The sequence below is a fragment of the Comamonas aquatica genome (assembly GCF_018064205.1).
Taxonomy (GTDB): domain Bacteria; phylum Pseudomonadota; class Gammaproteobacteria; order Burkholderiales; family Burkholderiaceae_C; genus Comamonas; species Comamonas aquatica.
The window spans coordinates 1,204,514-1,218,544 of the sequence record NZ_CP072916.1 but is presented as its reverse complement, the minus strand read 5'-3'; the positions used below and the strand labels follow the sequence as shown (position 1 = coordinate 1,218,544).

The window sequence follows — 14,031 nt, the reverse complement described above, 5'->3', positions numbered from 1 at the left end:
CCGCAGGGGTGTTGCCAGTGCTTCCAGGGGTACCCGCTTTTTCTGGAAAGAAGCCCCCTGATGCTGCCTCGACGCCTTGCCTACGCCACCCTGCTGGCCACCGCCCTGTCTGCCCACGCTGCGGACTACCCGCTGCAGTTGCAGAACTGCGGCCATCGCCTCCACCTGGACCGGGCACCGGCCTCGGTGGTCACCATCGGCCAGGGCGGCACGGAAATGCTCTATGCCCTGGGTCTGGGTGACAAGGTGGTGGGCACCGCCCTGTGGTTCAACCCCGTGCTGCCGCAGTTCAAGGCCATCAACGACAAGGTGCCGCGCCTGTCGGACAACATTCCCAGCTTCGAGTCGGTGATCGGCAAGCGCCCGGCCCTCGTGGTCTCGCAGTTCGAGTGGATGGTGGGCAAGGACGGCGTGGTCGCCACGCGCGAGCAGTTCCATGACCTGCGCATCGCCACCTACGCCATGCCTACCGATTGCGAAGGCAAGAACAACCTGGTCGGCGCCGACGGCACGCGCACGGCCAGCTACGACGTCCAGACCCTGTACAAGAGCATCCGCCAGTTGGCCGAGATCTTCGGCGTGCCGGCGCGCGGCGCGCAGCTGGTCCAGAGCCTCAGCGACCGCCAGGCCCAGGCCGTGGCCAAGGTCCAGGGCGCGCAGCGCCAGCAGCTCACGGCGGCGCTGTGGTTCTCCAGCGCCGACCTGGCAGCCGACCCCTACATGGCCGGCAAGAACGGCGTGGCCGGCTACATGATGCAGACCCTGGGCCTGCGCAACATCGTCAGTTCGACCGAAGAGTGGCCCACCGTGGGCTGGGAGACCGTCGCCAAGGCCAACCCGTCGGTGCTGATCATCGCCCGCATGGATCGCCGCCGCTTCCCGGCCGACGACTACCAGAAGAAGCTGGAGTTCCTGCAGCAGGACCCGGTCACCCGGCACATGGACGCCGTCAAGCACCAGCGCATCGTGATCGTGGATGCCGATGCGCTGCAGGGTTCCATCCGCCAGGTGGATGGCATGGAGCAGATCGCCGAGGCGATGCTGCAGCTGCAGGGCCGCGCGAAGTGACACACGGCCGTCCACGCCGGGCCCAATGGCCCGCGCCCGGGTGCGCACGGTGCTGATGCAGACCGTGGCGCGCCCGCCTGCGCCCGCCCTGCTGCACGCGGCCGGCCTGTGGCTGCGCGGGGGTCTGCTGACCCTGGCCGCCCTGGGGCTGCTGCTGGTCGCCGTCGTGCTGGGGATTGCGATCGGCGAGACCGAGATTTCCGTGCGCACCGTCTTCGAGGTGCTGGCCAACCAGTTGGCGGGCGCCAGCTACGCCGTCGACCCCATCAACCAGGGCATTGTCTGGAACTACCGCCTGACACGCGCCCTGGTGGCCGCCTGCTGCGGCGCCGGGCTGGCCATCTCGGGCGTGATCCTGCAGTCGCTGTTGCGCAATGCGTTGGCCGAACCCTATTTGCTGGGCATCTCGGCCGGGGCCTCCACGGGCGCGGTGCTGGTGACCGTGGCCGGCCTGGGCGCCGGCGCCATCTCCATGACCACCGGCGCCTTTGTCGGCGCCGTCTGCGCCTTCGCCCTGGTGGCGCTGCTGGCCCACGCGGCCGGGCGGGGTGGCCTGCACAACAGCGGGCAGATCGTGCTGGCCGGCATCGCCGGCTCGCAGCTGTTCAACGCCCTCACCTCGCTGATCATCACCAAGTCCGGCAGCGCCGAACAGGCGCGCGGCATCATGTTCTGGCTGCTGGGCAGCCTCAGCGGCGTGCGCTGGCCCGACACGCTGGGGGCGGCCACCGTGGCCGTCGCCGGCACGGTGGTGTGCCTGCTGCACGCGCGCTCGCTCGATGCCTTCACCTTTGGCAGCGAATCCGCCGCCGCCCTGGGCGTGCCCGTGCGCCGCGTGCAGCTGACGCTGCTGCTGGCCGCCGCGCTGATGACGGCGGTGATGGTATCCATCGTCGGCGCGATCGGCTTTGTGGGGCTGGTGATTCCGCACGCCGCCCGCCTGCTGGTGGGCGTGCGGCACCGCCGGCTGATCCCGGTCAGCGCGCTGATGGGCGCCCTGTTTCTGATTGCAGCGGACGTGGTCTCGCGCACGCTGATCCCTGGCCAGGTGCTGCCCATCGGCGTCATCACGGCCCTGGTGGGTGCGCCCGTGTTCGCGCTCATCCTGCTCAAAGCCCCCGGGGGCCGGCCATGACGGCCGTGCAGTCCCCCGCCCTACAGGCCTGCGGCATCAGCTGGCAGGCGCACGGCACGCGCATCGTGCACGATGTCTCGCTGCAGGTGCAAGCCGGTGAGCTGCTGGGCCTGATCGGCCCGAACGGCTCGGGCAAGTCCAGCCTGCTGCGCCTGCTGTCCGGCGTGCTGCGCCCCCAGCAGGGCGAGGTGCTGCTGGGCACACAGCCGCTGCGCACCCTGCCACGCCGTTCGCTGGCGCGGCAGCTGGCCTTCGTGCCGCAGATGGCCCATACACAAGATGCCATCAGCGTCTGGGACGCGGTGGAACTGGGGCGCACGCCCTGGCTGTCCGCACTGCGCCCGCTGTCGGCCCACGACCGCGCGGTGGTGGCCCAGTCGCTGGCCGCCGTGGGCCTGCAGGCCAAGGCACACAGCGCCTGGAGCACCCTGTCGGGCGGTGAACGCCAGCGCGCCCACCTGGCGCGGGCCCTGGCGCAGCAGCCCGGCGTGCTGCTGCTGGACGAGCCGACCAACCACCTCGACATCCACCAGCAGCTGTCGCTGATGCAGCTGATCCAGGGCCTGCCCATCACCAAGGTGGTGGCGCTGCACGACCTGAACCAGGCCCTGGCCTGCGACCGGCTGGCGGTGCTGCAGCACGGGCGGCTGGTGCGGCTCGGTCCGCCGGCCGAGGTGCTCAGCCCCGAACTGCTGCGCAGCGTCTTCCAGGTGCAGGCGCGCACCCTGATCGACCCCCAGGACGGCCGCCACGTGCTGCGCTTTCAGCCGCTGGCGCCCCCTGCTCCCTGCGTTTGAAAGGCCCCTCCATGACCCTCTTGCCCCCCAGCCGCCTGGCGGCCCTCCTGCTGTGCGGCGGTGCCGCCACCCTGGCCCATGCCGAGACCTGGGAGGTCCGTATGCTGAACCGCGGCCCGCACGGCCCCATGGCCTACGAGCCGGAATTCGTGCGCGCCGCACCGGGCGACACCATCCGCTTCGTGGCGGCCAGCAGCGGCCACGATGCGGTCTCCATCGACGGCATGGCGCCCGCCGGGGCCACGCCGTTTCGCGGCAAGGTCAACCAGGAGATCGCCGTCACGCTGACCGAGCCCGGGCTGTACGGCGTCAAATGCCTACCGCATTACGCCATGGGCATGGTGATGCTGATCCAGGTCGGCGAGGCCCCGCTGTCCGCCCTGGCCGTGCCCGATGCGGTGCCGCCGCAGGCGCAGCAGCGCTTCCAGGCGATTGTGGCGCGCGCCCAGGCCGGCGCCAAATAAAAGAGCACCCTGCGCAGCCCCCATGCGGGTTTGCGCGGTATTTCATGGAATTTCTGGCACCGCGGCTGCAGCACCCGCCCGCTGCGGCAGCGCTCCCACCGACCACCTTTCCCGGACCCGACCCCATGCCTTGCAAGATCTCCCCCCTTTCCGCCCTTTCCGCCCTGGGCGCCGCCTTGCTGTGCGCCGCCGCCGCCAACGCCCAGGCCAGTGCCCAGGACGAGGCCCAGGGCTTTGTCGCCGGCAGCCGCCTGGGCCTGCTGAACCGCGTGGTGTGGGAGCAGCTGGACTACCAAAAAGGCAGCAGCTTCCGCGCCACCAACGGGCTGCGCGGCCAGACCCAGGCCCAGGAATCGGCCTACGGGCTGATGCTGAACTACCAATCGGGCTACACGCGCGGCCTGGTGGGCGTCGGCCTGGATGCCCACGCCTATGGCGCCCTGAACCTGGACACCCAGGCCGACAGCGCCCGTGCCACGCCGCGCTATGTGGCCAAGGACGGTGCAGACATTGCCGACCGCTTTGGCCGCGCCGGCGCCGCGCTGAAGCTGCGCCTGGCCTCGACCGAGCTGAAGCTGGGCGAGATGCGCACCAAGAACCCCATCTTCAACTCCTCCGACAGCCGCCTGCTGCCCGAGACCAACCGCGGCTGGCAGCTCACCAGCACCGACCTGCCCGGCCTGAGCCTGCAGGCCGGCCGCTTCACGCGCTGGAGCGACCGCAACGCGCGCCAGAACGGGGGCCGGCTGCTGGCCAACTATGCCGGCAGCCCCGGCGATGCCTTCAGCTTCCTGGGCGGCACCTGGACCACCCCCGTCCCCCACCTGTCCGTCAGCAGCTACTACGGCCGCTATGCCGAGCACTGGAACACCTGGTACCTGGGTAGTGCCTACCAGCTGCCACTGGCCGAGCAGCGCAAGCTGGCGTTCAACCTGAACCTGTACCGCAACACCGATACCGGCCAGGCGCGGGCCGGCCACATCGACACCACCACCTGGAGCCTGATGGGCAGCTACGCCTTCGGCCCGCACAAGCTGGGGCTGGGCTACCAAAAGGTGCAGGGCGACAACCCGTTTGACTATGTGAACCGCGGCTCCATCTGGCTGGACAACGCCATGCAGCTGTCCGACTTCAACGGCCCGCGCGAGGCCTCCTGGCAGCTCAAGTACGACGTAGACCTGGGCCCCCTGCTCGCCCCCGGGCTGAGCGCGGGCGTGGCCTACACGCGCGGCTCGGGCATCGACCACCGCCACCTCAACAGCGTCTACGCCAACTACCTGGGCTACAGCGGCAGCGGCGGCAAGCACTGGGAGCGCGACCTGCTGCTGCGCTACACCGTGCAGCAAGGCATGGCCAAGGGCATGGCGCTGCAGTTGCGCTACAGCGTGCACCGCGCCAACCGGACGCAGGGCGAAGCCAACATCGATCAGATCCGCCTGCTGGTGGAAATGCCCATCCAGCTGCTGCCCTGAGGCCGGGCCCGTGCGGCGCTTCCGTGGCAAAAAAGCAGAGCGGCCTGCGCAGACTGGATACGCGCTGCAGGCCATTTTGCACAACAACCTCCGGTCGCGCTGCCTCGGCAAAGGGGCGGCGCGTTAGCTTCTCTTAACTGGCTGTAGGGTCATTAACGCCATCGCCACACAAGAGGTCGACCATCGCCCAAAATCCAGCCCCTTACGCCACCGCCAAGGCCGCAGCAGTGCGGCTTTTTTGTTGGCCTGTCCGGCCGGGCCCAGCGGCCCGCCGGGTGATTGCAACGGATTTCCCCCTTTCTATGTCTGCTGACTCGCAAGTGTCTTCCCTGCGCCGGGGCCTCAAGGCCCGGCACATGTCCATGATCGCCATTGGCGGCTCCATCGGCACCGGGCTGTTCGTGGCCTCGGGCGCCACCATCTCGCAGGCCGGCCCCGGCGGCGCGCTGCTGGCCTACTGTGTGATCGGCCTGATGGTCTACTTCCTGATGACCAGCCTGGGCGAGATGGCCTCGCACCTGCCCGTCTCGGGCTCGTTCGCTACCTACGGCGCCAAGTACGTGGATGAGGGCTTCGGCTTCGCCCTGGGCTGGAACTACTGGTACAACTGGGCGGTGACGATTGCCGTGGACCTGGTGGCCGCGCAGCTGGTGATGGCCTACTGGTTCCCCGGCGTCAACGGCCTGCTGTGGAGCGCCATCTTCCTGGCGCTGATGTTCGGCCTGAACTCGCTGTCGTCCAAGGGCTTCGGCGAATCCGAGTTCTGGTTTGCCGCCATCAAGGTGGTGACCGTGCTGGTCTTCATCGGCGTGGGCCTGCTGATGGTCTTCGGCATCCTGACCGGCGGCGCTCCCGATGGCCTGTGGGGCAACATCGCCAACTTCACGGCCGGCGACGCGCCGTTTGTCGGCGGTTTTGCGGCGCTGATCGGCGTGGCCATGATCGTGGGCTTTTCCTTCCAGGGCACGGAGCTGATCGGCATTGCCGCCGGCGAGTCCGAGAACCCCGCCCAGAACGTGCCCCGCGCGGTGCGCAAGGTGTTCTGGCGCATCCTGCTGTTCTACGTCTTCTCCATCCTGATCATCGGCCTGCTGATCCCCTACACCGACCCGCAGTTGCTGCGCAACGACCTGGGCGACATCAGCGTCAGCCCCTTCACCCTGGTGTTCGAGCACGCCGGCCTGCTGGGCGCAGCGGCGGTGATGAATGCCGTGGTGCTGACCTCGGTGCTGTCGGCCGGCAACTCCGGCATGTACGCCTCCACGCGCATGCTGTACGCCCTGGCGCAGCAGAACATGGCGCCCAAGATCTTCGCCCGCGTGAATGCGCGCGGCGTGCCCATCATGGCGCTGATCGCCACCACCGTGATCGCGGCCCTGTGCTTCTTCACCAATGTGTTCAGCCCCGAGTCGGTCTACATCTGGCTGCTGAACCTGTCGGGCATGTGCGGCTTCATCGCCTGGCTGGGGATTGCCATCAGCCACTACCGCTTCCGCCGCGCCTGCGAGGTGCAGGGCTTTGACACGCACCAGCTGCCCTACCGCGCCGCGGCCTTCCCCATCGGGCCCATCTTCGCGTTCGCGCTGTGCCTGATCATCACCCTGGGCCAGAACTACCAGGCCTTCCTGGCCGAGACCATCGACTGGACCGGCGTGATCGCCACCTACATCGGCATCCCGCTGTTCCTGGCGATCTGGTGGGGCTACAAGCTGGGCAAGGGCACGCGCTTCGTCCAGCTGCAGGACATGGACATCAGCGGCGCCCGCTGAGCCGCTGAGCCACCGGGCCGCGGTCAAGGGCTGGACGACAGCCCAGCCGCTACATCCCCAAGAGCTGCCAGCGCGCGTTCCACAAGGGTTTTCAGCAGTTTTGTCGCTGAAACCCACTGTGGACCTGCGCTGGCAGCTCTTTTTTTGGATCAATGCGCAGCCACGCGGGGCGCTTCACCCGCTGCGCCCAGCCTGCGCCGCTGGCCCAGCACGGCCAGCACCAGGGCCAGCAGGATGGCCGCCACCGCCACGCTGACCCAGGTGAAGGACGTCTCGAACGCCTGCATCGCCGCCTGCAGCATGGCCTGCGCCTCGGGGTGGGCACGGGCGTGGGCATGCGCTTCATCCAGGCTGCCGCCCGCCTGCACGGCAAAGCCCAGGCGGTCCACCGTGGACACATAGACCGCCGTCATCAGCGAGCCGAAGATGGTCACGCCAAAGCCGCCACCAAACTCATAAGCCACGCCCTCCACAGAGCCGGCCATGCCGGCGCGGTCTTCCGAGACATTGCTCATCACCAGGGTGCTGGACGCCGTCAGGCTGGCGCCAATGCCGATGCCGCAGACCGTCAGCACCAGCACCTGTGCCAGCACACTGCCATCGCGCAGCAGCAGATAGCCGACGATGCCCAGGGCCGTCATCGCCAGCCCGGCAGCAATCACGCGTACGCAGCCGATGCGGCCGATCACCGCGCCGGCCAGCGGCCCGGCAAAGAACGAGCCCAGCGAAATCGGCAGCACAAAGGCCCCGGCCTCCAGCGGGCTCTTGCCCACCACCAGCTGCAGCCGCTGGCTGAGCACCAGCTCGAAGCCGATCAGGGTCATGGACGCCACCAGCGCCACCAGCATGCCGGTGGCAATCGGCGCCTGGGCCAGCAGGCGCAGGTCGATCAGCGGGCGCTCCAGTCGCAGCTGCCGGCGCACGAAGACCCCCAGCGTGGCGCCGCCCAGCACCAGCATGCCCAGGGCCAGCGCGGCGCTGCCGCCGGGCTTGGCCAGCTCCTTGATGCCATAAGCCAGCGCGATGATGCCGACCATGCTCAAGCCGCAGCTGGGCAGGTCGATGGTGATGGCGGGATTGCCCGGGCGCACCGGCACATAGCGCAGCGCCAGCAGCGTGGCCACGGCGATGATGGGCACGTTGATCAGGAACACCGCGCCCCACCAGAAATGCTCCAGCAAGGCGCCGCCCAGCAGCGGCCCCACGGCCGCGCCACCGGAGGCGATTGCGGCCCAGATGCCGATGGCCAGCGCCAGCTCGCGCGGGTCCTGGAACGTCACCCGGATGATGGCGATGGTCGCCGGCAGCATGGCGGCGCCGCCGATCGCCAGCAGCACCCGCGCGCCGATCAGCACAGCGGAGGTCGTCGCCAGGGCCGCCAGCATGGAGGCCACGCCAAAGACGACCATGCCGGCGATGAAGATGCGGCGGTGCCCGATGCGGTCGCCCAGTGCGCCCAGCACCGGCATCAGCCCGGCCATCACCAGGGAGTAGGCGTTCAGGATCCACAGCTTCTCGGAGGCCGTGGTGCGCAGGGCCTGCGCCAGGCTGGGCAATGCGGTGTACAGCACCGTCATGTCGATCACGACCAGGAACAAGGCCGCGGAAACAATCGCCAGCGTCAGCCAGCGATTCTGAAAGGGTATCTCCATGTGCTCCACATTCAATTAAAATACGATCGCATTGTAATACGTTCGTATTTTTATTTCCTGCCCCACTGCCATGGCCCGAAAACCTTCCATCGACAAAGCCCGCCTGCTTGAAGCCGCGGAGCAGATCATCGTGGCGCGCGGCGCGGCCGCCCTGTCTTTCGACGCCATCGCCAAGGCGGCCGGGGTCAGCAAGGGCGGTGTGCAAAACACCTTCGGCACCAAGGAAGGCCTGCTGGCGGCGCTCTATGAGTACCTGGACAGCGGCTACCAAGCGCGCTTCGACAGCGCCCGGGCCGAGGGCGCCTCGTCGGTGGATGCCTATGTGGATGCCGTGACCACGGCGGCTTCGGCGGTGAACCAGCGGATTGCGGCCTTCTCGCTGGCCATCACCCAGGAGCCGGAGAGCCGCGCCTGCCTGCGCGCCTGGTACGCCCAGGTGTTCGACCAGCTGTCGGCCGCCACCCCCGAAGGCCGCCAGGAGATCCTGCGCCTGTGCGCGCTGGAAGGTGCGCTGATGCTGCGCTTCATGGACCTGCTGCCGCTGCAGGACAGCGACTGGGCCCAGGTGTTTGCCGACCTGCGCCAGTGAACGCTCGGCGCACGGGGCGGCACCGGGCGGCGGTGCTCAGGCCCGTGCGCCCAGCACCACGGCCAGGGCCGACAGCGTGACCAGCAGCACCGGCAGTGTCAGCACCGCGCCCACCTTGAAGTAGTAGCCCCAGCCAATCGTGCGGCCCTTTTGCGCCAGCACATGCAACCACAGCAAGGTGGCCAGACTGCCAATCGGTGTGATCTTGGGCCCCAGGTCGCAGCCGATCACGTTGGCGTAGACCATGGCCTCCTTGACCAGCCCGGTGGCGCTGGAGGCATCGATGGACAAGGCGCCGATCAGCACCGTGGGCAGGTTGTTCATGACCGACGACAGCAGCGCCGACAGCAGCCCGGTGCCCAGGGCCGCGCCCCAGATGCCGCCCTGCGCAAACCAGTCCAGCCAGCCGGCCAGCTCATCCGTCAGCCCGGCATTGCGCAGGCCATAGACCACCAGGTACATGCCCAGCGAGAACACGACGATCTGCCAGGGCGCGCCGCGCAGCACCTTGCGGGTGCTGATGACCGCGCCGCGCGCAGCCACCGCCAGCAGCAGCGCCGCCGCCACCGCCGCCACGGCGCTGACCGGCACACCCAGCGGCTCCAGACCAAAGAAGCCGACCAGCAGCAGCACCAGCACCACCCAGCCGGCACGGAAGGTGGCCGGGTCGCGGATGGCATCGGCCGGGGCCTTGAGCTGGGCCAGCTCATACCGGGCCGGGATGCTGCGGCCAAAGCACAGCATCAGCACCACCAGGCTGGCCAGCACCGAGGCGATGTTGACCGGCACCATCACGGCCGCATAGGCGTTGAATCCGATCTGGAAGAAGTCGGCCGACACGATGTTGACCAGGTTGGACACAATCAGTGGCAGGCTGGCGGTGTCGGCGATGAAACCCGCCGCCATCACGAAGGCCAGCGTGGCCGCCGGGGAAAAGCCCAGCGCCATCAGCATGGCCATGACGATGGGCGTCAGGATGAGCGCGGCGCCATCGTTGGCGAACAGCGCCGACACCACGGCTCCCAGCAGCACGATGAAGGCAAACAGCCGCAGGCCCCGCCCGCCCCCCCAGCGGGCCACGTGCAAGGCCGCCCATTCGAAGAAACCTGCCTCATCCAGCAGCAGGCTGATGAGGATGATGGCGACAAAGGTGGCCGTCGCGTTCCACACAATGCCCCAGACCACGGCAATGTCGCCCAGGTGCACCACGCCCAGCAGCAGCGCGATGGCGGCGCCGATGGAAGCGCTCCAGCCGATGCCCAGGCCGCGCGGCTGCCAGATGACCAGCACCAGGGTGAAAACAAAGATCAGGATGGCCGTGAGCATGGTGCAGGGCTTCTTCAGAAAAACAAACGAGACACCACCATCGTGGTGCCGGGAATCGGGAACCGCCGGTCAACGGACCGGGCCGGCCGCGCAGTGTTCCGCATGGGCACCCATTCCTCCCATATGGAGGCATGACCGCTCGGAACGCTGCTTCAGCCGTGCGACCGGTTAGGGGCTGGCTGGGGCAGACAGCGCGCGCGCCGTGCCCTGCAGGCACGTGCGCACCAGCTTGTCCGCCGGCAGGTGGACCAACAGTTCCAGGCGCTGGCGCATCAGGTGCAGGGTCTGACGGAAGGCCTCCAGCTTGGCGTCATCGCTGCCGTCGCCGGCGGAAGGGTCGGCATAGCCCCAGTGCGCCGTGGCGGGGTGGCCGGGCCAGATCGGGCAGACCTCGCCCGCCGCGCTGTCGCAGACCGTGATGATCAGGTCCATGTGGGGCGCCCCAGGTGCGGCAAACACCTCCCAGCTCTTGCTGTGCAGCCCTTGCGTGGCGATGCCGGCCCGCTCCAGCACCTGCAGGCCCAAGGGGTTGGGCTGCTGGTTGGCGCGCGGGCTGCTGCCGGCCGAAAAGGCCTGAAAACGCCCCTGCCCCAGATGGTTGAGCAAGGCCTCGGCCAAGATGCTGCGCGCCGAATTGTGGGTGCACAGGAACAGAACATTCAATGGTTGAGCAGAAGTCATGGAATCTCAGCAACAGGTCGATGGGTTGGAGCCAGAGCGGGGAGCACAGCAACTGGTGGTGGTAGCCGGTGCAGGTGCTGCCGCTTTTGGGGCGCAGCAAGCACTGTTCGTGGCCGCTGCGTCGGATGTTTCGTGGAAGACCGGAATGTTTTCCAACGAATGGAAATGCTCCCAGGCGATCCCCTGGGGATCGGTGATCCAGTGCTTGTCACTGCGTGCGTAGCAGCAGGTGGTGCTGCCCTCGTCCAGCACCGCCATGTCCGCTGCCTGCGCACGTGCCTTGAGCTCGGCCAGTTCCTCGCTCGCATCCACCTGGAAACCCAGATGGTCCAGACCCGGCGGGTGGTGGCCGCGCGTGGAAATGGCGAAGTTCACACGCGGATCCTCCAGCATCCATTTGGCGTAGTCGCGCTCCACGCGCGTGGGTTCTGCGCCAAACAACCGGGTGTAGAAGGCGATGTTCTGGGCCAGATCATCGACGTGCAGATGGACATGAAAGCGTTGCATCGTGAGCTCCTTCAGCAGTGGCAGGACGCGGCCCCGGCCGGCGTGCAGACCGCGCCTTGACAGCAGTTTTCGGTCATGTACGCGAGCAAACCGTTCATCGCAGGGAACACGGCCCGGTACAGCACATTGCGACCCAGGCGCTCCTGGCTGACCAGCTCGGCGTGGAACAGCTCCTTGAGGTGGAACGACAGGGCATTGGGAGCGATTGCCAGCTGTTCGGCCAAGGCGCTGGGCGTCAGCCCCTCGGGGCCTGCGACCACCAGCGCCCGGAACACGCGCAAGCGTGCCTCGTGGGCCAGCGCCGCCAGGGATCGAATGACTTGTGCTTCTTGCATCAGCCAATAATACAACATTTGTTGAATCATTGATTTATAAAAAACTGCCTGCTATCCCGGCGCCAGCATCCATGCCGTGCAGCGACCCAACACCACAGGGTTTGGGACAGCACACCGGCGACGAGGACAGGGATGTTCCTCACGACCCTGCAAACTAGCGCAACGCCTTTTTGTTCGAGCCGTGCTTGCTACGAAAATCGATAGCATGCAGTCTCCTCCTCCCCCCCCCCAAAAAAAACTGACCACCTGTGCAAGTCACAGATGGTCAGCGTGCCCGCCATTGACGGGCGCATGGCCGGCTAGGACAGTCGTCACGGGCGGCACAACCCGAGCGGCTCACCTTCCGCCAAGCCCTGGGTTCAACGTACCGCAGCGGCTGCGGGCTCCATGCCAGTGCTGCGCACGATGGGTGCCGCAGCGGGCGCGGCTAGGAAGCGGATCAAATGCGAGGCCACGGCTGTGTCCGCAGCACCTTCAGCGACCCCGGCGGAAAAGAAGACGCGCTGCTGAACTTCCTCAGGCAAAGGACCGACGAACTCCAGCTCCTTGAATGGCAAGAGTTCGCTGACCTGCTGGAAGCCGATTTCAGCATCCCCGCGCAGCACGACGGCCCCCACGCGTTCGCTATAGATCTTGGTGGCCTTGTGCTTGATCTGCTCGGCCACACCCAAGCGTGGAAACAGTTCGTTGGACAGGTAGGTCCCGCTGGCGCTGGCGGAATAGGCGATCGACTTCGCATCCAGCAAGGTCTGCTTGAGCCCCTCGACACTGCTGATGTCAGGCTTGGGCGTGCCTTTGCGCACGCTCATGCCGATCATGGAGCGCGCCAGATCCACACGGCTGCCGGTTTTCACCTTGCCTTGCTGAATGAACTGGTCCAGGGCCGAGTCGGCCAGGATCACGATATCGAACTGCTCGCCCCGCGCCAGGCGGCTGGGGATGGAATCGGGCGCATTGCCGATCGAGGCGCCACGTGAGGTGATCACTTTGTGCCCTGTGGCCTGCTCGTAGAGCGGGATCAGTTGGTCGTATGCGGCCGAAAACCCGCCGGAGGTCACCACCCGGATTTCCGCGGCATGGACGACCGTGGTGCACAAGGCGCTGACGGCCAGGCCCGCGCCCGCCAGCAGGCCCAGGAAGGTGCGGACAGCGCCACGCCGGGATACGGCATGCTTGTGAGCGATGGTGTGCATGGAATGTCTCCTGTGTTGTTGTCAGTTGTCGTTGTCGCTGCAGACCATCAATCGGCTGAGATCTTGCGCTCGCGGATGATGCGGCCCCACTTCGCATGCTCGGCGGCGATGAAGCTGCCCAGTTCTTCGCGCGTCCCTGGTGCTGCGGTCTGCCCGTGCTTGAGCAGGTTGTCGCGCACCTCGGGGGTGTTCAAGACCTTGACCAGCTCGGTGTTCCAGCGGTCCAGCAAGGCCTTGGGCGTTTTGGCGGAAGCCACGAAGGCATACCAGTTGGTGGCATTGAAGCCTGGGTAGCTTTCGGCCACAGTGGGCACATTCGGCACGTAGGCAGGCCGGCTCAGGCCCGTGGTGGCCAGCGGAATCAGCTTGCCCGATTCGATGTGCGGCAGCGCCGTGGGTGGCGCCGCATAGAACGATGTGACGCGCCCACCCAGCACGTCCTGCAGCGCAGGCGCCCCGCCCTTGTACGGCACGTGCACGGTATCGATCTTGGCGACATCATTAAGCAACTCGCCCGCCAGATGCGCAGCTGAGCCTGGGCCTGTGGAGGCGAAGTCCAGCTTGCCCGGTTCACGCTTGGCCTTGGCCACAAACTCGCCCATGCTCTTGATGCCGGTGCTGGCCGGCACCACCAGCACATTCGGGAAGGTCACCCCCATCGTGATCGGTACCAAATCCTTGAGCGGGTCGTAGCTGACCTTCATGAAGTGGGGAGAAATGGTCAAGGGGCCGATGGAGCCAAACAGCAGCATGGAGCCGTCCGCAGGGCCATTCGCCACTTGGCCATGGGCCAGGTTACCGCCGGCACCGGGCTTGTTTTCCACGATCACGGATTGGCCGATGTTTTCGCCGAGTTTCTTGGCGATCACCCGGGCGGCGATGTCGGCCGAGCCGCCTGCAGCGAACCCCACCATCAAGGTCACAGCTTTCTTGGGCGGAAAGTCCTGCGCATGCGCCAGGTTCGTGGCAAGGCAGGCAGTTGCGGCCAGGGCACCGCTCGCAAGCAATGTGCGTCGTTTCATTTTGTCTCCAGAATTGCCGGG

At 67.3% G+C, this 14,031-nt stretch carries 14 protein-coding genes; 7 read left to right on the top strand and 7 right to left on the bottom strand.

The window, feature by feature from the left end; all coding sequences use genetic code 11:
• Positions 1–60 precede the first annotated feature (60 nt).
• The 6 genes from KAQ61_RS05810 to KAQ61_RS05785 all read left to right on the top strand — a co-directional run bounded on the left by KAQ61_RS05810 (position 61) and on the right by KAQ61_RS05785 (position 6,705).
• On the top strand, positions 61–1,068 hold the full coding sequence (locus KAQ61_RS05810) for an ABC transporter substrate-binding protein (protein WP_210930755.1): 1,008 nt from the start codon (positions 61–63) through the stop codon (positions 1,066–1,068).
• A 25-nt stretch (positions 1,069–1,093) separates the two neighbouring features.
• Positions 1,094–2,203: a FecCD family ABC transporter permease gene (locus KAQ61_RS05805; RefSeq protein WP_244982992.1), complete on the top strand. Its 1,110-nt coding sequence runs from the start codon at positions 1,094–1,096 to the stop codon at positions 2,201–2,203.
• 5 nt (positions 2,204–2,208) lie between these two features.
• Entirely contained in the window at positions 2,209–3,000 is a 792-nt protein-coding gene (locus tag KAQ61_RS05800; RefSeq protein WP_244982991.1) for an ABC transporter ATP-binding protein, read from the top strand.
• Between the two features lie 11 nt (positions 3,001–3,011).
• A complete protein-coding gene (locus tag KAQ61_RS05795; RefSeq protein WP_210930753.1) occupies positions 3,012–3,464 on the top strand; it encodes a pseudoazurin in 453 nt (150 codons plus the stop codon).
• 125 nt (positions 3,465–3,589) lie between these two features.
• Positions 3,590–4,936 (top strand): OprD family outer membrane porin, encoded by a 1,347-nt coding sequence (locus KAQ61_RS05790; protein ID WP_210930752.1) that lies wholly within the window; start codon positions 3,590–3,592, stop codon positions 4,934–4,936.
• A gap of 356 nt (positions 4,937–5,292) precedes the next feature.
• Positions 5,293–6,705 carry an amino acid permease gene (locus KAQ61_RS05785; protein WP_420839407.1) on the top strand — a complete coding sequence of 471 codons (1,413 nt, stop codon included), beginning with the start codon at positions 5,293–5,295 and terminating at the stop codon, positions 6,703–6,705.
• Between the two features lie 149 nt (positions 6,706–6,854).
• On the opposite strand, the gene KAQ61_RS05780 is transcribed toward KAQ61_RS05785, so the two are convergent.
• Positions 6,855–8,357, bottom strand: coding sequence for an MFS transporter (locus tag KAQ61_RS05780; RefSeq protein WP_244982990.1), 1,503 nt, complete (start codon positions 8,355–8,357; stop codon positions 6,855–6,857).
• A 70-nt stretch (positions 8,358–8,427) separates the two neighbouring features.
• Between KAQ61_RS05780 and KAQ61_RS05775 the strand changes: the two genes are divergently transcribed.
• Entirely contained in the window at positions 8,428–8,946 is a 519-nt protein-coding gene (locus KAQ61_RS05775; protein ID WP_042412641.1) for a TetR/AcrR family transcriptional regulator, read from the top strand.
• A gap of 36 nt (positions 8,947–8,982) precedes the next feature.
• Here KAQ61_RS05775 and KAQ61_RS05770 read toward each other — a convergent pair whose 3' ends face one another.
• From KAQ61_RS05770 to KAQ61_RS05745, 6 genes are all read right to left on the bottom strand, one after another.
• The gene (locus KAQ61_RS05770; protein ID WP_043378037.1) at positions 8,983–10,272 is read right to left on the bottom strand and encodes an arsenic transporter; all 1,290 of its coding nucleotides are present in this window, start codon (positions 10,270–10,272) and stop codon (positions 8,983–8,985) included.
• A 168-nt stretch (positions 10,273–10,440) separates the two neighbouring features.
• The gene (locus tag KAQ61_RS05765) at positions 10,441–10,953 is read right to left on the bottom strand and encodes an arsenate reductase ArsC (RefSeq protein WP_210930750.1); all 513 of its coding nucleotides are present in this window, start codon (positions 10,951–10,953) and stop codon (positions 10,441–10,443) included.
• Positions 10,954–10,959: 6 nt separating this feature from the next.
• Positions 10,960–11,460 (bottom strand): ArsI/CadI family heavy metal resistance metalloenzyme, encoded by a 501-nt coding sequence (locus KAQ61_RS05760; RefSeq protein WP_210930749.1) that lies wholly within the window; start codon positions 11,458–11,460, stop codon positions 10,960–10,962.
• 11 nt (positions 11,461–11,471) lie between these two features.
• On the bottom strand, positions 11,472–11,795 hold the full coding sequence (locus KAQ61_RS05755) for an ArsR/SmtB family transcription factor (protein WP_210930748.1): 324 nt from the start codon (positions 11,793–11,795) through the stop codon (positions 11,472–11,474).
• 359 nt (positions 11,796–12,154) lie between these two features.
• Positions 12,155–12,988: a substrate-binding domain-containing protein gene (locus tag KAQ61_RS05750; RefSeq protein WP_210930747.1), complete on the bottom strand. Its 834-nt coding sequence runs from the start codon at positions 12,986–12,988 to the stop codon at positions 12,155–12,157.
• A 47-nt stretch (positions 12,989–13,035) separates the two neighbouring features.
• On the bottom strand, positions 13,036–14,010 hold the full coding sequence (locus KAQ61_RS05745) for a Bug family tripartite tricarboxylate transporter substrate binding protein (RefSeq protein WP_210930746.1): 975 nt from the start codon (positions 14,008–14,010) through the stop codon (positions 13,036–13,038).
• Between the last annotated feature and the right edge of the window lie 21 nt (positions 14,011–14,031).